We start from the raw sequence: 19,499 nt of genomic DNA on the forward strand, positions 1-19,499 counted from the left end.
GTTAAATCGACTCCGGATTAATCTGCGAAAAATCGTTTACCTGGTGATGGCGACTGGCGTTATCGGCCTCGCCACGAATTAACTGCAATGTGTGCCAGCCTGCTTGTGCCGCGGCATCCAGTTCCTGATGGATATCTGACAGGAACAGCAACGAAGAGGGTGCCAGGCCAATGTGTTCGGCGATGTTGTGATACGACTGGGTTTCACGCTTGGCGCCAACCGCTGTATCAAAATAGCCGCTAAACAGCGAGGTTAAATCACCTTCATCGCTGTAGCCAAATAACAGTTTCTGCGCAGGCACCGATCCCGAGGAATAAACATACAGGGCAATCCCTTGTTGCTGCCAGCGTTCAAAGGCGGGCAGCACATCGGGATAAAGGTGGCCGGTGAACTGACCTTCAACATAACCCGCACGCCAGATCATCCCTTGCAGCGCTTTCAGCCCCGGCGATTTGCGATCTTCATCAATAAAACCGATCAGCGTGGCGATGAGGTCATCCAGCGATGCCTGGGGCGTCGCTGACTCTTCACGCACTGCGTTTAGCGCCGCAACCACCTTCTCATCCGTTTGGTTATCCCGCACGAAGGCTGCCAGATGCTGACGTGCATAAGGAAACAGGACATTGTGCACAAACTGGATATCACTGGTGGTGCCTTCAATATCAGTAACAATCGCGCGAATCATTGGGTCTCCAGCAGTCGACGTTGCAGTTCACATTCAAACAGGAATTCCAGCCCTTCCAGGTGGCGGCGCGCTTCGTTGACGTCTTTGCCCCAGCAGGTTAAGCCATGACCACGTAACAGGAAGCCGTACCGCAACGGCGTGTCCGCCGCAAAAGCTTCAATGCGCTGCGCCAGTGCCTCAATATCCTGGTCGTTATCAAACAGCGGAATCGCAACGGTATTGAGATGCGTGTCCTGACCCGTGAGGGTTTTCTGCATCTCGTAGCCGCTCAGCAGCAACGCACTGCCCTTCTCTACACGCGACAGTACGGTAGAATTCACCGTATGGGTATGCAGTACAGCCCCGGCCTGCGGGAACAAGCGATAAATCAGGGTATGCAGCCCGGTTTCCGCCGACGGTTTACGTCCCGAAGGGACACTGTTTGTCGCGATCTCCACCTGAATAAAGTCATCACGCGTCAAACTGCCTTTATCTTTACCTGATGCGCTTAGCAGGCAATATTCGGCATCCTGGCGCACCGACATGTTTCCGCCCGTCGCGGGTGCCCAGCCTTTTGCGCCAATCCAGTGGCAGGCGGCCACTAAATGTTCCAGTGGGAGAAAATCCGTCATAGTGAAGGTGAGGCTCCGCAGTTGTTTTAGACGTCTAAGCGTCTCGATTGCCAAATATTAGCATCCTGTGTAGAGTGGCAGCAACACAGGGTTTCTCCGCATCGACATTCGCGCTTAAGGCCACTAAATAATGACGCAGCTCAACCTGACTCCCGAGAGCAAATTACCGGCGCTCGGCACCACGATTTTCACGCAAATGAGCGCCCTTGCCGCGCAGTTCAACGCCATCAATTTATCACAGGGTTTTCCGGATTTTGACGGCCCGCAATATTTACAGGATCGTCTGGCCTATCATGTGAGCCAGGGCGCAAACCAATATGCGCCGATGATCGGTGTGTTACCCCTGCGTGAAGCGATTGCCGATAAAACGGCTGAGCTTTACGGTCACACGCCCGATGTTAACAGTGATATCACTGTAACCGCCGGTGCGACCGAGGCACTGTATGCCGCGATTACGGCGCTGGTGCGTCCGGGCGATGAAGTGATCTGCTTCGATCCCAGCTACGACAGTTACGCGCCTGCTGTTCAACTGGCCGGCGGCGTGCTGAAACGCATTGCATTGCAGCCACCGGGATTCCGCGTTGACTGGAGTGAATTCCGCAGCTTGCTGAGCGCGAAAACCCGTTTAGTCATTCTGAATACGCCGCACAACCCTTCTGCGACCGTGTGGCGAAAAAGCGATTATGCCGAGTTATGGCAGGCGATCGCTGAGCAGGAAATCTATGTGTTGAGCGATGAAGTCTACGAACACATCTGTTTTGATGCAGAGGGCCACGCCAGCGTGTTAGCGCATGCCGAGTTACGCCAGCGTGCCGTTGCCGTCTCTTCGTTTGGCAAAACCTTCCATATGACCGGATGGAAAGTGGGCTACTGTGTTGCACCAGCAGCGATCAGCGCCGAAATCCGTAAAGTACACCAGTATCTGACGTTTTCGGTTAATACCCCGGCGCAGCTGGCGATTGCCGATATGCTGCGTCAGGAGCCGGAACACTATCGTGACCTGCCGGCCTTCTATCGCGAACGCCGCGATTGTCTGGTTGATGCATTGTCGGGTAGCCGCTTCAAGGTGTTGCCGTGCGAAGGCACTTACTTTGTGCTGCTGGATTACAGCGCCATTTCCGATCTGGATGACGTCAGTTTCTGCCAATGGCTAACCAAAGAAGTGGGCGTGGCAGCCATTCCGTTGTCGGTATTCTGTGCCGATCCGTTCCCGCACAAGCTGATTCGCCTGTGCTTTGCCAAACAACCCGCGACACTTATCGCCGCTGCGGAGCGCTTATGTCAGCTTTAAAAATTACCGTTCTGCAGGAAACCCTGAGCTGGATGGACGGCGAAGCCAACCTGCATCACTTCGATGGCGTATTGAAAGGCATTGAAGGTCGCGATCTGATTCTGCTGCCCGAAATGTTCACCACGGGTTTTGCCATGGAAGCAGCAGAGAGTTCGCTGCCGCAGCAACAGGTCATTGAATGGCTGCACAGCCATGCGAAAACCAGCAATGCGCTGGTCGGTGGCAGCGCAGCCATCCAGACCGAAAAAGGCGCCGTGAACCGTTTTCTGCTGGTTGAACCGAATGGCACCGTGCACCAATATGACAAACGTCATCTGTTCCGCATGGCCAATGAACATCAGCATTACGTTGCGGGTGATACGCGAGAAGTGTTCACCTGGCGCGGCTGGCGTATTCTGCCGCAGATTTGTTACGACCTGCGTTTCCCGGTGTTCTCTCGCAATCACAATGATTACGATCTGGCGCTCTATGTTGCCAACTGGCCAGCACCACGTGCGCTGCACTGGCAGTCACTGCTGTTAGCGCGTGCGATTGAAAACCAGGCGTACATTGCCGGTTGCAACCGCGTCGGTAGCGATGGCAACAGCCATCAGTACAGCGGGGACAGTCGGATTATTTCGCCATTGGGCGAGATTCTGGCCGCAGGCGAGCCTTTTGCCCGCGCCCGTCTCGATGCGGAATTGTCGCTGGACGATCTGCAAGCCTATCGCGAACGCTTCCCGGCGTGGCGAGATGCCGATGGCTATACATTGAAGTCATAAAAAAACCCCGGTTTTCCGGGGTTTTATTTATCGCAAGTTGATTACAGATCGAAACGATCCAGATTCATCACTTTGGTCCAGGCTGCCACGAAGTCATTGACGAACTTCTGTTTGGCATCGCTGCTGGCATAGACTTCAGCCAGTGCGCGCAGGATAGCATTGGAACCAAATACCAGATCGGCACGGGTGGCGCTGTACTTCACTTCACCGCTGGCACGATCGCGGCCTTCGAACAGCTCGGCGCTCTCATCGGTAGCGCGCCATGCGGTGCGCATATCCAGCAGATTGACGAAGAAGTCATTGCTCAGTACGCCGACACGATCGGTTAACACACCGTGCTGACTACCATCGAAGTTGGTGCCCAGCACACGCAGACCACCCAACAGCACGGTTAATTCCGGTGCGCTCAGCGTCAGCTGTTGTGCTTTATCCAGCAGCAGGGTTTCGGTGGATGAGCCACCTGCGATACGACGATAGTTACGGAAACCATCGGCCAGCGGTTGCAGCACGTCAAATGACTCTACCTCAGTTTGATCCTGACGCGCATCCACACGGCCCGGTGTAAACGGTACTTGCACCGCCACGCCCGCCGCTGCGGCAGCCAGTTCAATACCCACGCTGCCGGCCAGAACGATCACATCCGCCAGCGATGCTTTACCAGACTCCTGCTGAATTTTCTGCAGGGTTGGCAGCACATCGTGAATCACGCTGGCATTCACTGCCCAACCGTTTTGCGGTGCCAGTGCCAGACGTGCACCGTTGGCCCCGCCACGTTTGTCACCGCCACGGAAAGTGGAAGCAGATGCCCAGGCAGCAGAGACCAGTTGGCTGGCGCTGAGACCGGAAGCAGCAATCTTCGCTTTCAGATCGGTGATCTCATCAGCGGTTGGCTGGTGGATCGCGGCTGGCAATGGATCCTGCCAGATCAGATCTTCTTTTGGCACTTCCGGGCCGATGTAACGCGCTTTTGGCCCCATATCGCGGTGGGTCAGTTTGAACCAGGCGCGGGCAAAGGCTTCATTGAACGCCTGTGGATCGTTGAGGAAACGGCGGGAGATCTTGCCGAACTCTTCGTCAAAACGCAGCGTCAGATCGGTCACCAGCATGGTGGGCTTGCGCTTTTTCTCTGGATCGAACGGGTCTGGAATGATCGCTTCCGCATCCACCGCTTCGAACTGGATCGCGCCTGCTGGGCTGTGTGTCTGTACCCATTCGTATTTGAACAGGTTCTCGAAGAAGTAGTTGCTCCACTGGGTAGGCGTCTGCGTCCACACCACTTCCAGACCGGAGGTAATCGCATCAGCACCGGCACCGCTGCCGTAGCTGCTGCTCCAGCCGAGGCCCTGCGCTTCAATTGGCGAGGCTTCTGGATCAACACCCACGTGGCTGGCGGCAGCCGCGCCGTGGGTTTTACCCAATGTATGACCACCGGCAATCAGCGCGACGATCTCTTCATCGTTCATGCCCATATTGCCGAAGGTGGCGCGAATCGCTGGTGCCGCTGATTTCGGATCGCCGCTGGCTTCCGGGCCTTCCGGGTTGACGTAGATCAGGCCCATTTCGGTGGCACCCACCGGCGCATTGGCAAGACTTTCTGGGTGGCGATGCGCCAGCCATTCAGTTTCGTTACCCCAATCCACATCCAGATCCGGTTCCCACACGTCTTCACGTCCGGCACCAAAACCAAAGGTGCGGAAGCCGGCATTTTCCAGCGAGACGTTACCCGCCAGAATATAGAGGTCGGCCCAGGAAATTTTCTGACCGTATTTCTGTTTTACCGGCCACAGCAGGCGACGTGCTTTATCGAGGCTAACGTTGTCTGGCCAGGAGTTAAGCGGCGCGAAACGCTGCTGCCCACGGCCGGAACCGCCACGACCATCCACGGTGCGGTAAGTACCGGCACTGTGCCACGCCATGCGAATGAACAGCCCAATATAGCTGCCCCAGTCGGCTGGCCACCAGGATTGAGAGTCGGTCAGAATAGCGCGGATATCCGCTTTTAACGCCGGGTAATCCAGCTTGCTGAACTCGTTGCGGTAGTTGAAGTTTTCACTGAGGGGATTGGAACGGTTGGAGTGCTGATTTAACAGGTCGACACGTAACATATTTGGCCACCAGTCGCGGTTGGATGTTCCGCTCCCCGCGCCACGTGCCAGTACGCTTTTTTCTTCAGACGCCCCGTGATGAAAGGGGCACTTACCTGACGCTGCTGCATTATCGTTATTGTCGTGCGTGCTCATTTTTCGGCTCCGTTTGCTTCACATTGTCCGGTAAAGATAACCGTACCTTGTGAAAGAATATATTTGGATGAACCGAAGGTTTTGATAGTTACTGTCTTTCAAGCGCAGCGTGTGACATGGCGCACAAAAAGTAGGTTTTTATCGTCAACTGCGCATAATTTCGTCACTAAAACAGGTGTCGTTGGCAGCCAGGTGTCCCTAAATGCGCACCCTGCAGTCACTGGAGTGTTGCAGGGTCGCCATTTAGGGTGGCCGTGACAAAATTAGCTGCCGCGATAGGTTGACCACGACCACGGTGAGATCAGAAACGGCAGATGATAATGGCTGCCCGCCGAACCAATCACAAAATCAATCTGTGCACTGACGTACAGCGCATCGCGTCCGTCAGCAGCGAAATAGTCACCGATCTCTGCGGTCAATCGATAATGGCCCGGTGCTAACGGCTCGGGCGTTAAATCTATAATACGGCCATCGCTATCGGTTTCCCCCTCCGCCATCGGCAACCAGCCTTCCGGGCTGTTCTGCTCCAGGGATATGGCCACGCCGATAGCGGGTTTACCCAGCGCGGTATCCAGAATGTGAGTGGTAATGGTGCTCATACAATGCTCTCCTTAAGCCGTAACAGGGTGATTTCACGCAGTTGCGTCAGCGCTTCCTGCTGCTCTGTCTCTGCATCATTGTTGAGCCTGCGCTGCAATTCCGCCAGCATCTCCTCGCCACTCCGCCCTTTGGCACGAATCAAAAACACCCGGCTGAAGCGCTGTTCATAGGATTGATTGCCCGCCAGCATGGCAAATTGCAGCGCGCCATCGGCCTGCTGCATCGCCGACTGCTCATTGCGTGACAATACTGCCTCTTTGCCCGCGCCCGCGGCTTTTTCACCAATACGGGGGTGAGCGCGTAATGCTTGTTCCAGTTCGGCACCTTGCCAGCGCTTTGCCAGTGTTTCGGCGGTCGTATAGAGCGCTTCCACATCCGCAAAAGGCCGTGCGGCCACCAGCGCCTGCTGCCAGTCAGGAATTGCCACGCAGTGGGCTATCGCTGTGTGTGCCTCATTGGGCGTGACATCGTTAAACACCGCTAACTCCATGCAACGGCTCCTTAAGCCTGTGCCAGATCGTTGACCGCTTGCAGATAAGCCTGCACGCCCAATGCCACATCGGCTACCTGCACGGACTCGGCTGGATGATGGCTAATACCGCGATAGTTGCGCACGAACAGCATACCCACTGGCCAGCGATCGGCGATCGCAATCGCGTCGTGCCCTGCGCCGCTTGGCAAAGAAACGCTGCGGCCCTGTACGGTTTCCACCGCATGGCTCAGCGCCTGTTGCAAACGTGCATCACAGGCGGTTGCCGCAATACGGTAATACTCGCTAGCGGTAAAAGTCAGTCCACGCCGCAAGGCAATCGCTTCGGCTTGTGTCAGCAGCGCGGACAACAGGCGCTCCAGCGGCTCATCCTGCGGCCCACGCACATCCAGTGAAAACTGCACTTCACCGGGGATAACATTCACGGCGCCCGGCAAACAGCTCAGGGTGCCGACCGTGGCCACCAGTTGTGGATCTTGCTCGGCAGTGGTGTGTTCAACAAACACCATCCACTCGGCGGCGGCGGCCAGTGCGTCTTTACGATGGGTCATCGGCACCGTGCCAGCGTGGCCCGCTTCACCGATAAAGCTGCAATTCAAACGACGCGCGCCGTTAATCGCGGTCACCACGCCAAGCGCCAAATCTTCCTGTTCCAGACACGGCCCTTGTTCTATGTGCAGTTCAAGGTAAGCCGCAATGTCGTTGACGTCGCGTGCTGCCTGCAAAATGTTGGCAGCGTCCAGACCGAGATCCTGCATCGCTTCCGCCACAGTTATACCGTTACCATCCGGATGCGTCACCCAACTCTCGGGCCATGTACCGGTAATCCCCCGGCTGCCCAACAGCGTGATGCCAAAGCGCGTGCCCTCTTCATCGCCGAACCCGACAATCTCAATCGCCAGCGGTAAGCGCAGCTGACGATCGTGCAGCCACTGTACGGTTTCAATAGCACTCAGCACACCCAGCATGCCGTCATAGCGCCCGGCATTGCGCACCGTGTCCAGATGAGAGCCCAACAGCAGCGCCTGCGCGCCGGGTTCAGCAGACTCATAACGACCGCAGATATTGCCCACAGCATCTTGCCAGGTGGTCATGCCGGCCGCCTGCATCCATTCTGCCACGCGGGCGTTGGCGCGGACCTGTTCAGGCGAGAGATAGACACGCGTCAGACCATCCTCACTTTCACTGATTTCAGCCAGGGCATCGCAGCGTGCCATGACGCGGGCAGCGGCGGACTGCGCCTCGCTGGCGGTCATCAGGCTGTTGCTCATGCGTGGCTCCCGTAATGATCCCACGCCGCCTGCATGGCCGCGCCTTGTGTCGAACGGTAACCCACATGGTTCAATACCGCTTCCAGCGCGCTCAGGGTTTGCATCACGCAATCTTTGCGCGCGTTGTAGCCCATGGTGCCGATGCGCCACACTTTGCCGTGTAGCGGGCCAAACGAGGTGCCGATCTCAATACCAAAATCTTCCAGCACCAATTTGCGCACCTGGTCGCCATTCACACCCTGCGGGATCACCACACCGAGCACGTTGTTCATTTTGTGTTTCAGGTCGCCAAAGGTTTCGAGGCCCATGCCCTGAATACCTTTCAGCATCGCCTCGCCGTGCAACTTATGACGTGCAATGCCGTTATCCAGCCCTTCCTGCATCATCAAACGCGCGCACTCACGTGCACCAAACAGCGCGGTGGTGGCTTCGGTATGGTGGTTCAGACGTTCCGGCCCCCAGTAATCCATGATCATGCCGAGATCGAAATAGTTGGAGTAAATCATCTCCTCATCGCCATCCTGATGATCCGCGGTACGGATGCCCTCTTCCACACACTTACGTTTGCGGATCACCGCTTCCATCTGCGGGCTGAGGGTGATCGGAGAAGTACCCGACGGACCGCCAAGGCACTTCTGCATACCGGCAGAGACCGCATCCAGTCCCCAGGCATCGGTTTCCAGCACGTTACCGCCCAGTGAAGCGGTGGCATCGGTATAGAACAGCACGCCGTATTTCTGGCAAATGGCGCCAAGTTCTTCCAGCGGCTGCAGCATGGTGGTAGAGGTATCGCCCTGCACCGTTAGCAGCAGGCGCGGCTGCACTTTTTTGATCGCGTCTTCGATCTGATCCGGAGTGAATACTTCACCCCACGGCACTTCAATAGTGTGCACTTCCGCGCGGCAGCGGCGGGCAATTTCACACAGCAGATGACCAAAGCGGCCAAACACCGGCACCAGCACTTTGTCGCCCGGACGGATAGCCGAGAGCAGAATCGCTTCGATACCGGCGCGCGAGGTGCCGTCAATCAACATGGTCCAGCGGTTTTCGGTACGAAATACACCACGATACAGCGCCATCACTTCATTCATGTAGTGCGTCATCGCCGGATCGTACTGACCCAGCAGCTGGCTCGACATGGCGCGCAGGACACGCGGATCGGCGTTGATAGGACCAGGGCCCATCAGCAGGCGTTGTGGTGGATTAATTTGCGAAAACTGACTGATATCCATGTGCTATTCCTTTTGAAGACTTAAAGACGGACGGTGGAGATAAACTGTTTAAGCTCGGCGGTCTGCGGATTGGCAAACAGCGTTTTACTGTCACCCTGCTCCCAGACGCGGCCCTGATGCATAAACACCACGCGATCGCCCACATCACGGGCGAAGTTCATTTCATGGGTAACGAGGATCAAGGTCATGCCCTCGGCAGCCAGCTGTTCCAGCACCTTCAGCACTTCGCCCACCAGCTCAGGATCGAGCGCTGAGGTGATCTCGTCACAGAGTAATACTTTCGGCTGCATCGCCAGCGCACGGGCAATCGCCACGCGCTGTTGTTGTCCACCGGATAAATTGGCCGGGTAGTAGTTGATGCGTTCGCCGAGGCCGACTTTCTCCAGCATCTGCGTGGCCAGTTCGCGACATTCAGCTTCGCTCTTCTTCAGTACCCGGCGCGGCGCCAGCATCACGTTTTCCAGCGCGGTCATGTGCGGGAACAGGTTGAAGTTCTGGAACACCATGCCCACCGAGCGGCTGATTTCACGCGCCTGGGATTCACGGTCGGTGATCGTCATACCGCCGAGTTTGATGCTGCCTTCCTGGTAGCCCTCCAGTCCGTTCATGCAGCGCAGCAAGGTACTTTTGCCCGAGCCGCTGCGGCCGATGATCGAAATCACCTCGCCGTTGTCGATATCCAGATCGACACCTTTCAGGACGTGGTTGTCGCCGTAGTACTTCTGGACCTGATTAATGGTGATGAGCGGCATTGAATTTTTTCTCCAGGTACTGGCTGTAACGCGACAGCGGATAACACATCAGGAAGTAACCCAGCGCCACCAGGCCAAATACCTTAAAGGGCTGATACGTCACATTGTTCAAAATAGTGCCGGCTTTCGTCAGCTCGACGAAACCGATAATCGAGGCCAGCGCGGTGCCTTTAATCACCTGAACGGCAAAGCCCACGGTCGGCGCGATGGCGATGCGAATCGCCTGCGGTGCCACCACGCGAAACAGCGTTTGACCAAAAGTCAGTCCGAGGCAACGCGATGCTTCCCACTGGCCCTTCGGCAGCGCACGAATACTGCCGTGCCAGATATCCACCAAAAATGCGCTGGTGTAGAAAGTTAATGCCAGCGAAGCGGCGGTCCAGGGCGCCACATCAATGCCAAACAGCCCGACGCCAAAGAAGGCGAGGAACAGCTGCATCAACAACGGCGTGCCCTGAAACAGTTCGGTGTAGCAGCGAATCAGGCGCGTCAACCATGGGCGCTTCAGCAGGCGTAAAAACAGCAGCGGTAAGGTCACCAGCGTGCCGCCAAAGAAGGCCACCAGCGACAGTAAAATCGTCCAGCGCGCCGCCAGCAGCAGGTTGCGCAGGATGTCCCAGTCAGTAAAGGTTGTCATGCGGGCTGCGCTCCAAACCATTTACGCCCCAGCGCCAGCAGCAGCTGTCGCATGGCAATCGACAACGCCAGGTAGATCAACGTGGTCACCAGATAGACTTCAAAACTCAAGAAAGTGCGTGACTGAATCAGGTTGGCGGCGAAGGTCAGCTCTTCGTACGACACCTGCGACACCACCGATGAACCCAGCATCACAATGATGCATTGGCTGACTAGCGCCGGATAAATACGTTGCAGCGACGGCGGCAGAACCACGCGGATAAAAGTCTGCGTGCGGGTCAACCCCAGCACACGGCCCGCTTCCCACTGCCCTTTCGGCGTCACCTGAATCCCGGCGCGGATAATTTCAGTGCTGTACGCGCCAAGGTTAATCAACATCGCCAGCAGCGCTGCTTCGCCCGCCGTCAGTTTCAGACCAAGATTGGGCAAACCAAAGACGATAAAAAACAGCTGTACCACGAATGGCGTATTACGGATCAGTTCGACATAAACGCCCCAGATGCGACTCGCCCAGCTCGGTTTGCCACTGCGCAGTGCCGCGCCGAGAATCCCCAGGCTCACCCCGCCGACGGTGGCCAGCACCGTTATCTGAATCGTGACCCACAGCCCTGCCAGTAACTCTGGCCAGTGCGGCCAGAGATCTGCAAAATTGAGTTGCCCAATCATTGCGTTATGCGCCGAGGTTAGCTGGCAGTGGGGCTTTCAGCCACTCTTCTGACAGTTTGTTCAGCGTGCCGTCTTTAATGCCCTGCTCAATCAACACGTTCACTTTGTCTTTCAGCGCTGGCTCATCTTTCTTCAGGCCGATAAAGCACGGTGAATCTTTTAGCATGAACTGCGGCACCGGCGCTTTTTCTGCGTTCTGGCGCGCAATGGCAGCCACCACGAGGTTACCGGTCGCGACATACTGCACCTGACCTGACAGGTAAGCTGACAGCGTGGTGTTGTTATCTTCATAACGCTTCACCTGCGCATCTTTTGGCGCCACATCGCTCAGCACCATGTCTTCCACCGCGCCACGCGTCACACCAATTGATTTACCGCTTAACGCTGCAGCATCTTTCAGTGGCTCACCTTTCGGGCCAAATACCCCAAGGAAGAACGGCGCATAGGCACGGCTGAAATCGATCACTTTCTCGCGTTCGGCGTTTTTGCCCATGCTGGAGATCACCAGATCCACTTTATCGGTTTGCAGATAAGGCACGCGGTTGGCGCTGGAGACCGGCACCAGCTGCAACTTCAGTTTCATCTGCTTCGCCAGATACTTGGCCATGTCGATGTCATAGCCTTGTGGCTGTAAATCGGTACCGACTGAACCAAACGGCGGGAAGTCCTGCGGCACCGCAATGCGGATGACGCCACGCTTCTGAATGTCTTGTAGCTGATCGGCCATCGCACTGCCGACCTGAGCCATCAGCAATGCTGCGCCTGCGACTGCCAGTAAAACTTTTTTCATTATGCACCCCGGTGAGTTTATCGTGAAACAAAAGATTCTTGATAAAACGATTTGCAACTAATGTGCCAACCGCAGGGTGTGGGGCGCAAAGGGAAGAAAAACGAATAAACACGGAGTTTAAGGCGATAAAAACGGGCATTACGCCCGTATTAAAACCCGATCAAAAAAGGTGCAAAGCACCAAAGTGGTGCCCACTATCGGTGTTCCAGTTCATCCAGGTGCTGATAAAGATCGGCAATTTGATGAATACGCTGACGGCCTTGCGACAGCATTTCATGCAGCAGTGCATTTGCCAGCAGGTTGATCAGACTCATCGCCGAGGCATAGCTATCAAAGGCGGAGACGCTATCGAGCGGCGCGCACAGCTGCCATTGTGCCAGCGTGATAATACCCTGCGCCTGCGGCTCGCACAGCGCCAGCACCGGAATATTGCTCTGCTGCAGCTGCTGCATCAGCGGGCGGATAATGCGTGGACGGCGGCGGAAGGCCATCACCACCACAATATCTTCGGGTGTGATATCCACCAGCTCCTCGCCCAGCGTCTGGCCGGGTTGTGGTAACACATGTACCTGCGGACGCGCCTGCATCAGCTGCTGACGCAGGTGCAATGCCACCGGATAGGCGTTACGCATGCCGATAATAAACACCCGCTTTGCAGCACCCAGCGCCTGAATCACTTCGCCAAACTGCTGCGGGTCGATGCTGTTCACCCACTGCGTCAGGTTGGCCATCTCCTGCTTGTAATGACGCGACAGTAAGGTATTGCCCTGCACTGCATCGCGATTGTCGGTGAGGGGCATCCCACTCTGACGCAGCGTACGCAGCTCATCACGCATGTCCTTGTATTTCTCATAGCCCAGACGTTTAAACAGGCGGCTGACTGTCGCCTTCGATACCCCGCTCAGCCGCGCCAGCTCTGCGCTGTTGTAGCTGATCAGGTCATCAAAATGGTCAAACACAAAATCGGCAATACGCTGCTCCTGCGGCGACAGTTGCGGATAGTGACTGCGAAGGCGTTCATCAAGCTGTTTCATCATTGGTCCTGTAACTTTCGTTTCATCACAAGCTAGCACAAATCGATCCACATTGATGCCCAACCCAAAACTGGAACAGCTCTTGCTTAGATCACCTCACGGATTTGTAGGGTCACTTTTTATGACCAACACCAACCCCATTCACACCCTACAAAAGAATCAACAATGAAGAGTTCACTATGATACAGAGCAACATGGCCCCGCTCGGCATGGCCGTCACCCCACATCATCTTGCCAGTGAAAGTGCACTGGCGGTTTTACGCGAAGGCGGTAACGCGATCGAAGCGATGGTAGCGGCAGCGGCCACTATCGCGGTTGTCTATCCGCACATGAACGGCTTGGGTGGCGATGGGTTTTGGTTGGTCGTGCCGCCCAATGGCGATCCTATCGCTATCGATGCCAGTGGCGCAGCAGGCTCACTCGCCCACCTCGACTTCTATCACGGCGAAAGCCATATTCCGCATCGCGGTCCTAAAGCAGCGCTCACTGTAGCAGGCACGGTGAGTGGCTGGCAGGAGGCGTTAACGCTAGCTGAAGAGCTAGGTTCTGCGCGGTTGCCGTTAGCCCGTTTGCTGCGTGACGCCATTCGCTATGCTGCCGATGGCATTCCTGTTACCGCATCGCAGGCTGCAGCCACTGCCGCAAAGCAACATGAATTGCTTGATCAACCCGGCTTCGCTGCGACCTTCTTGCCTGACGGCACCGTGCCTGGTGCCGGTAGCCGTTTTACCCAGCCCGCGCTTGCCAATACACTTAGCGTGTTGAGTGAACAGGGTCTGGAGAGTTTCTATCGCGGCGAACTGGCCCACCATCTGGCACGTGAGATGACCGCGCTGGGGATGCCGATCACCCTGGAAGATTTGCAAAAACACCACGCGCGCCGCTGTACGCCGCTGCATCTGGCACACAGTGAAGGTGACATCTGGAATATGACGCCACCAACGCAGGGTTTGGTATCGCTGGCGATTTTGGGTATCACCGACCGCCTGAACATGGCGGAGGCCGATGAAGCACAAACCGTACACCGCATTGTTGAGGCCACTAAAAAAGCCTTTGCCTTGCGCGACAAACACATCACCGATCCGCGCCATATCGACTTCAATGTGCAAGACCTGCTCGATGCCGATCATCTTTCCACACTGGCAACGCAAATTAATGACCAACAAGCCGCGCCGTGGGGAACCGGGCGAGGTCCTGGCGATACCGTATGGATGGGGGTGATGGACAGCAGCGGGCTGGCCGTTTCCTTTATCCAGAGCATTTATCACGAATTTGGCAGCGGCGTCGTGCTACCGGGTACAGGCATTACCTGGCAAAACCGCGGTGCAGCCTTTAGCCTGCAACCGGGCCATCTGCTGGCACTAAAACCCGGTAAACAACCGTTCCATACCTTAAATCCAGCGGCTGCGCGCCTGAAAGATGGTCGCACGATGGTTTACGGATCAATGGGGGGCGATGGCCAACCACAAACGCAGGCAGCAATTTTTACCCGCCACGTAATTCAGGGACAGCCACTTCAACAGGCGGTCAGTGCACCGCGCTGGTTGTTGGGGCGAACCTGGGGACAATCCTCTGACTCTCTCAAACTCGAAGCGCGTATGTCAGCAGAAACGGTGCAGCAGTTGCGCGAACTCGGTCATGACGTTGAGCTGTTGCCTGATTTCAGCGAAGTCGTCGGCCACGCTGGCGCCATCGTCAGACACAATAACGGCATGCTGGAAGGTGCCTTCGATCCACGTAGCAACGGCAGCGCAGCCGGCTTTTAAAGGAAACCATCATGCATTCGCAACCGGACTGGGCGGCTTATATCGCTCAAATGGAACAGATTCTGGCTCTGGAGCTGGACGAAGCACGTCGCACTGAATTGCTGGTGCAGTTCAATCGCATCGCCGCCATGGCTGAACCGCTCATGGCTTTCCCGCTGGATGACCGTCTGGAAGTGGCAGGAGTGTTTCATCCATGAAACTGGCATCGTTATCCATCAAAGCGCTCAATCATGCGCTGAATCAAGGTGATATTAGCGCCCGTGAAGTGGCGCAACAGACGTTGAACGCCATTGAACAGCACAATCCTGCACTCAATGCGTGGACCGAAGTCACCGGTCAGCGCATGTTGCGCGAAGCGGATCAGGTCGATTTGCAACGCCAGCGCGGTGAAGTATTGCCTGTGCTGGCGGGTATTCCTTATGCGGTTAAAAACCTGTTTGATGTCGCCGGTCACAGCACCCTTGCTGGTGCCAGCTTATTCAGTGAACGTGCAGCGGCCCGCGAAGATGCGTGGGCGGTGAGTCGACTGCGTCAGTCCGGTGCACTGCTCTCCGGCATGCTGAATATGGATGCCTATGCTTACGGCTTTACTACCGAAAACACCCATTATGGCCCGACCCATAATCCGCGCGATTTGAGCCGCGTGGCCGGTGGTTCCTCAGGCGGCTCGGCGGCGGCTGTCGCGTCAGGCTTAGTGCACTTCTCACTGGGCACCGATACCAATGGTTCGATCCGCGTGCCGGCCTCGTTGTGCGGTATCTATGGACTCAAACCGACCTTTGGTCGCTTATCGCGCAGTGGCAGCCATCCTTTTGTCGCCAGCCTCGATCATATCGGTCCGTTTGCTCGCTCGGTAGAAGATTTGAGTCTGGTGTACGATGCGCTGCAAGGTCACGATGCCAGCGATGCTTTCCAGGCAGCGCAGGCGAAGGAACCGACCAGTGACGGATTAGTAAAAGGCGCAGAAGGCATACGTAGCGCAGTGCTGGGTGGTTTCTTTTCGACCTGGTGCAGCGAAGAAGCGCGTGCCGCCGTGCAAGTGGTGGCACAAGCGCTGGATGCCAGCGAAGCCGTCACGTTAGCCAACGCGGAAATTGCCCGTTCAGCGGCCTTTATCCTCACCGCCTCAGAAGGCGGCAATCACTATCTGCCCGCTTTGCGCAATATGCCCGAGCAATTCGAACCGAACTCTCGCGAGCGTCTGCTGGCCGGAGCGATGCTGCCTTCCGCGTGGTATGTGCAGGCGCAGCGCTTCCGCCGTCATTTCCAACAGCAGGTGTTACCGCTGTTTGAACAATTCGATGTCCTGATTGCACCGGCGACCCCTTGCACCGCGACCACCATTGGGCAAGAGACGATTCATATTAACGGCCAGGATTTGCCGACGCGCGCCAGTATGGGCATGTTAACGCAGCCGATTTCCTTCCTCGGCTTGCCGGTCTGTACCGTGCCTTTGCAAACTGCCAGTGGCTTACCGATTGGCTTACAGTTAATCGCAGCACCGTTTAAAGAACATCTTGCACTGCGCGCCGCCTGGGCACTGCAGCAGCAAGGGTTGACCCTGCCACAAACCACCTTGATGGATGCGTAACCATGACACCTGAACATATTGATCGTCCTGCGGTGCTGGCTGAGGTGACCGCTGCGTTTTATCGCTATGAAGAAGCGCTGATCAGCAACAATGTTGATGTGCTGGATGAATTGTTTTGGCACGACGATCGCACCGTGCGTTTGGGCGCAGGGGAAAATCTGTATGGCATTGATGAGATCCGTGCTTTTCGCGCTGCCCGTCCATCGAAGGGATTGGCGCGCACGCTACGTAATACGGTGATCACCACCTTTGGAGATGACTACGCGGTGTGCAGCACTGAGTTTACGCGTGAAGGCGTGGAGAAGATTGGTCGCCAGCAGCAAACATGGGTGCGCATGCCTTATGGGTGGCGGATTGTCGCGGCGCAGGTGAGTTTAATGAGCTAGCGGGGTAAACCGGCGCTCGTCAGTATGACTTAACTCGCGTGGTCAGGGCCGGTACGACAGTTCATGTCGTACCGGCCAAATGTGTCGGCGCGGAGTATCGCTGGTCGTTAAACAGCAGGAGCCGGGTGCGTCTCCATCCAGTGATCGGCGATTTGCTGGCGCGTACAAACCCACACATTCTCATGCTGCTGGATATGGTCAAGGAAACGCTGCAAGGCACGGAATTTGCCCGGGCGGCCCAGCAGTCGACAATGCATGCCAATCGACATCATCTTCGGCGCGGTGTCGCCCTCTTCATACAACACATCAAAGGTGTCACGCAGATAGACAAAGAACTGCTCGGCGGTATTAAAACCCTGTGGCGAGGCGAAGCGCATATCGTTACATTCCAGCGTATAAGGAATGATCAGATGCGGTTTCACCGTGCCATCCTGGCACGTCACCTGCGTCCAGAACGGAAGATCGTCGCCGTAGTAATCGCTGTCATAACTGAAGCCGCCGTTCTCCACCACTAAGCGGCGCGTATTCGGGCTGTCGCGGCCGGTGTACCAGCCGGTAGGTGCTTTACCAAACAGATCGCGCAGCACATCCACCGCCTGCTGCATATGCTGGCGCTCGGTTTTAGCATCCATCGACTGATAATGGATCCAGCGCCAGCCGTGGCTGACCACGTCATAATCCGCGGCTTTGATCGCTTCCACAATCTCCGGGTGACGCGCCAGCGCCATCGCCACGCCAAACACCGTCAGCGGCAACCCGCGCTTCTGGAATTCGTTGTGAATGCGCCAGAAACCGGCGCGCGAACCGTACTCGTACAGGGAATCCATCGACATATGGCGATCGGCATAACTGGCGGCGCCAATGATATCGGACAGGAATTGTTCAGATCCTGCATCGCCGTGCAGCACATTGTTTTCTGCCCCCTCTTCATAGTTGAGGACAAACTGCACCGCCACTTTCGCGTTGCCCGGCCACTGTGCGTGCGGCGGATGGTTAGCATAACCAATCAAGTCACGCGGGTAGTTTTTGTTGAAGCTGTACTCTTTCTTTTCAGATACATCACTCATTCTGTAAATTCCTTAGTCAGTCCTCAACCAGCACTTAGTTTAGGTGCTGAAATGCGCCGCTGAGCGGTTTTTCAATCGGGTAATCTAAATCGCCATGTTTGCTGGTACCCAAGCCCAGCGCCACCAGTGATTCCACCATTTTTACCGCCGCGCTGACGCCATCAATCACCGGCAGACCCAGCTCTTTCGTCAGCTCCTGTGCCAGTGAGGCCATACCGCCACAGCCCAGAACTATCGCGCCGCTGCCATCTTCTCGCTTCGCCTGAATGCAACGCTGGCGCACTTTTTCCTGCGCCACACCGCTGCCATCTTCCAGCGCCAGCACCGGGAGATCGATAGCGTGCAACGCCGCACAATGATGGGTAAAGCCATATTGTTGCAGCAGATGGCGGGCAATCACCAGGGTGCGCGGTAGCGTGGTGACGATTGAAAAGCGTGTCGCCACCAGCGTTGCCGTGTGCATCGCGGCTTCCGCAATGCCGATCACCGGACCGCTGGCCAGTTCACGCGCGGCCAGCAATCCCGGATCGCCGAAACAGGCAATAATGTGGCCACTCACGCCCTGTGCTTTGCCGACCCTGACCTGTTCCAGTACGCCGATCGCCGCAATGGCTTCATCGAAGTGCCCTTCAATCGACGGCACCCCCTGGCTCGGACACACCGCCAGAATTTCAGTTCCTGGTGCCGCTACCGCACGTGCGGCTGCACCGATGGTTTCTGTCATCGCCAGGCTGGTATTGGGGTTGATCACCTGAATCAGGCTCATGATGCGGCTCCATTGTGACCGGAAAATAACCGGGTGAAGTCGGGTAAGGTTTCGCCGCTGCGCTCAAAATGCAGGCTGGCCACGATGTGTTCGAAGTGATGCTGTAAGGCTGCGGTGAGCGCGGGAAGATCTTTCTGCCGCAGTAGCTCCACCAGCCGATCGTGATGATCGCAACGACACCCGCGCTGCCAGGGCGCACCATAGGCGGCAATCACTAATGATGAGCGCTGTGTCAGGCGCGTAACCATATCCGTCAGCACCTGATTACCGGAAATCGCCTGTAGCTGAATATGAAAAGCCGCAGAGAGCCGAATTGCCGCCGCACCATCGTGCTGTTCGTGAGCCTGCTGCTCTTCCTCAATGAGTGTGCTCAGGGCAGCAAGGTGTGGTGGCTGAACGTGAGCCAGCACCGCGGGCAAATTGGCGCACTCGAGTAAGCAGCGTGTGGCAAAGATGTCGCGCGCCTCGTCAACGCCCGGCGTGGCCACTTGTGCACCACGCCTGGGCGACAAGGTGATCATTTGCACCGCCGCGAGGCGTTGTAGCACCTTGCGAATGCCGGTTCGGCTCACACCAAAAGCTTCTGATAGCGCCTCTTCTGGCAATTTGCTGCCCGGTGGCAGCTGATGTTCCACAATGGCGGTGAGTAATGCCTGATAGATGGGTTCGTCGCGATCATTCAGATCGGCAGCCGTTTTCTGGCCTGTTTCGCTCTTCATTACCTGCTCCGGTAAGTGTCTGTGCACAGCACATCGTATACGTGAAATTAATTTTTTGTATACAAGAAATCAATTCTGGCCTGGATCCTGCAATACCGTTTCACGCTGTGATTATTTTTCCCATGTTGTTAGAGGAGCAGGTTTC

At 56.4% G+C, this 19,499-nt stretch carries 21 protein-coding genes; 6 read left to right on the plus strand and 15 right to left on the minus strand.

Annotation, left to right across the window (positions count from 1 at the left end; genetic code table 11):
* Position 1 precedes the first annotated feature (1 nt).
* Positions 2-685 carry an acireductone synthase gene (gene mtnC / locus AC1MDE_RS14480; RefSeq protein WP_058961552.1) on the minus strand — a complete coding sequence of 228 codons (684 nt, stop codon included), beginning with the start codon at positions 683-685 and terminating at the stop codon, positions 2-4.
* Complete coding sequence (locus AC1MDE_RS14485) at positions 682-1,296, minus strand: methylthioribulose 1-phosphate dehydratase (protein ID WP_058961553.1); 615 nt, start codon at positions 1,294-1,296, stop codon at positions 682-684. The genes mtnC and AC1MDE_RS14485 overlap by 4 nt, the downstream gene beginning before the upstream one ends.
* 130 nt (positions 1,297-1,426) lie before the next feature.
* Here AC1MDE_RS14485 and AC1MDE_RS14490 point away from each other — a divergent pair, with 130 nt between their 5' ends.
* Both AC1MDE_RS14490 and AC1MDE_RS14495 read left to right on the plus strand, forming a co-directional pair.
* The gene (locus tag AC1MDE_RS14490) at positions 1,427-2,587 is read left to right on the plus strand and encodes a pyridoxal phosphate-dependent aminotransferase (RefSeq protein ID WP_058961554.1); all 1,161 of its coding nucleotides are present in this window, start codon (positions 1,427-1,429) and stop codon (positions 2,585-2,587) included.
* Complete coding sequence (locus AC1MDE_RS14495) at positions 2,575-3,348, plus strand: amidohydrolase (RefSeq protein ID WP_097117560.1); 774 nt, start codon at positions 2,575-2,577, stop codon at positions 3,346-3,348. The genes AC1MDE_RS14490 and AC1MDE_RS14495 overlap by 13 nt, the downstream gene beginning before the upstream one ends.
* A 41-nt stretch (positions 3,349-3,389) precedes the next feature.
* Here the strand turns inward: AC1MDE_RS14495 and katG are convergent, their stop codons facing one another.
* From katG to hpxU, 10 genes are all read right to left on the minus strand, one after another.
* Complete coding sequence (gene katG, locus AC1MDE_RS14500; protein ID WP_480344753.1) at positions 3,390-5,588, minus strand: catalase/peroxidase HPI; 2,199 nt, start codon at positions 5,586-5,588, stop codon at positions 3,390-3,392.
* Positions 5,589-5,851: 263 nt separating this feature from the next.
* Positions 5,852-6,187, minus strand: coding sequence for a hydroxyisourate hydrolase (gene uraH / locus AC1MDE_RS14505; protein ID WP_480344754.1), 336 nt, complete (start codon positions 6,185-6,187; stop codon positions 5,852-5,854).
* Positions 6,184-6,678 (minus strand): 2-oxo-4-hydroxy-4-carboxy-5-ureidoimidazoline decarboxylase, encoded by a 495-nt coding sequence (gene uraD, locus AC1MDE_RS14510; RefSeq protein WP_058961557.1) that lies wholly within the window; start codon positions 6,676-6,678, stop codon positions 6,184-6,186. Before uraD ends, uraH begins: the two co-directional genes overlap by 4 nt.
* An 11-nt stretch (positions 6,679-6,689) precedes the next feature.
* Complete coding sequence (hpxK, locus tag AC1MDE_RS14515) at positions 6,690-7,949, minus strand: allantoate amidohydrolase (protein ID WP_058961558.1); 1,260 nt, start codon at positions 7,947-7,949, stop codon at positions 6,690-6,692.
* Positions 7,946-9,181 (minus strand): pyridoxal-phosphate-dependent aminotransferase family protein, encoded by a 1,236-nt coding sequence (locus tag AC1MDE_RS14520; RefSeq protein ID WP_058961559.1) that lies wholly within the window; start codon positions 9,179-9,181, stop codon positions 7,946-7,948. The genes hpxK and AC1MDE_RS14520 overlap by 4 nt, the downstream gene beginning before the upstream one ends.
* A gap of 20 nt (positions 9,182-9,201) precedes the next feature.
* Positions 9,202-9,933, minus strand: a complete 732-nt coding sequence (locus tag AC1MDE_RS14525; protein WP_034825388.1) for an amino acid ABC transporter ATP-binding protein — start codon at positions 9,931-9,933, stop codon at positions 9,202-9,204.
* Positions 9,914-10,570, minus strand: a complete 657-nt coding sequence (locus AC1MDE_RS14530) for an amino acid ABC transporter permease (protein ID WP_058961561.1) — start codon at positions 10,568-10,570, stop codon at positions 9,914-9,916. The genes AC1MDE_RS14525 and AC1MDE_RS14530 overlap by 20 nt, the downstream gene beginning before the upstream one ends.
* A complete protein-coding gene (locus tag AC1MDE_RS14535) occupies positions 10,567-11,235 on the minus strand; it encodes an amino acid ABC transporter permease (protein ID WP_038648825.1) in 669 nt (222 codons plus the stop codon). The genes AC1MDE_RS14530 and AC1MDE_RS14535 overlap by 4 nt, the downstream gene beginning before the upstream one ends.
* Positions 11,236-11,239: 4 nt before the next feature.
* Entirely contained in the window at positions 11,240-12,025 is a 786-nt protein-coding gene (locus tag AC1MDE_RS14540) for a transporter substrate-binding domain-containing protein (RefSeq protein WP_058961562.1), read from the minus strand.
* 194 nt (positions 12,026-12,219) lie between these two features.
* Positions 12,220-13,059 (minus strand): MurR/RpiR family transcriptional regulator HpxU, encoded by an 840-nt coding sequence (gene hpxU / locus AC1MDE_RS14545; RefSeq protein WP_479401629.1) that lies wholly within the window; start codon positions 13,057-13,059, stop codon positions 12,220-12,222.
* A 179-nt stretch (positions 13,060-13,238) separates the two neighbouring features.
* Here hpxU and AC1MDE_RS14550 point away from each other — a divergent pair, with 179 nt between their 5' ends.
* Genes AC1MDE_RS14550 through hpxZ form a run of 4 tightly spaced genes read left to right on the plus strand, consistent with a single transcriptional unit; the run spans position 13,239 to position 16,802 of the window.
* Positions 13,239-14,825: a gamma-glutamyltransferase family protein gene (locus tag AC1MDE_RS14550; protein ID WP_480344755.1), complete on the plus strand. Its 1,587-nt coding sequence runs from the start codon at positions 13,239-13,241 to the stop codon at positions 14,823-14,825.
* Positions 14,826-14,836: 11 nt separating this feature from the next.
* Positions 14,837-15,022 (plus strand): oxalurate catabolism protein HpxX, encoded by a 186-nt coding sequence (gene hpxX / locus AC1MDE_RS14555; protein WP_211727993.1) that lies wholly within the window; start codon positions 14,837-14,839, stop codon positions 15,020-15,022.
* Positions 15,019-16,416, plus strand: a complete 1,398-nt coding sequence (locus AC1MDE_RS14560) for an AtzE family amidohydrolase (protein ID WP_058961565.1) — start codon at positions 15,019-15,021, stop codon at positions 16,414-16,416. Before hpxX ends, AC1MDE_RS14560 begins: the two co-directional genes overlap by 4 nt.
* A 2-nt stretch (positions 16,417-16,418) precedes the next feature.
* Complete coding sequence (gene hpxZ / locus AC1MDE_RS14565; protein WP_034825401.1) at positions 16,419-16,802, plus strand: oxalurate catabolism protein HpxZ; 384 nt, start codon at positions 16,419-16,421, stop codon at positions 16,800-16,802.
* Between the two features lie 107 nt (positions 16,803-16,909).
* On the opposite strand, the gene puuE is transcribed toward hpxZ, so the two are convergent.
* The 3 genes from puuE to AC1MDE_RS14580 are packed head-to-tail and all read right to left on the minus strand — an operon-like array spanning position 16,910 to position 19,354.
* Positions 16,910-17,869 carry an allantoinase PuuE gene (gene puuE, locus AC1MDE_RS14570; protein WP_058961567.1) on the minus strand — a complete coding sequence of 320 codons (960 nt, stop codon included), beginning with the start codon at positions 17,867-17,869 and terminating at the stop codon, positions 16,910-16,912.
* A gap of 34 nt (positions 17,870-17,903) precedes the next feature.
* Entirely contained in the window at positions 17,904-18,635 is a 732-nt protein-coding gene (gene hpxA, locus AC1MDE_RS14575) for an allantoin racemase (protein WP_058961568.1), read from the minus strand.
* The gene (locus tag AC1MDE_RS14580; protein WP_058961569.1) at positions 18,632-19,354 is read right to left on the minus strand and encodes a GntR family transcriptional regulator; all 723 of its coding nucleotides are present in this window, start codon (positions 19,352-19,354) and stop codon (positions 18,632-18,634) included. Before AC1MDE_RS14580 ends, hpxA begins: the two co-directional genes overlap by 4 nt.
* Between the last annotated feature and the right edge of the window lie 145 nt (positions 19,355-19,499).

It is taken from the genome of Pantoea folii, from assembly GCF_056678875.1.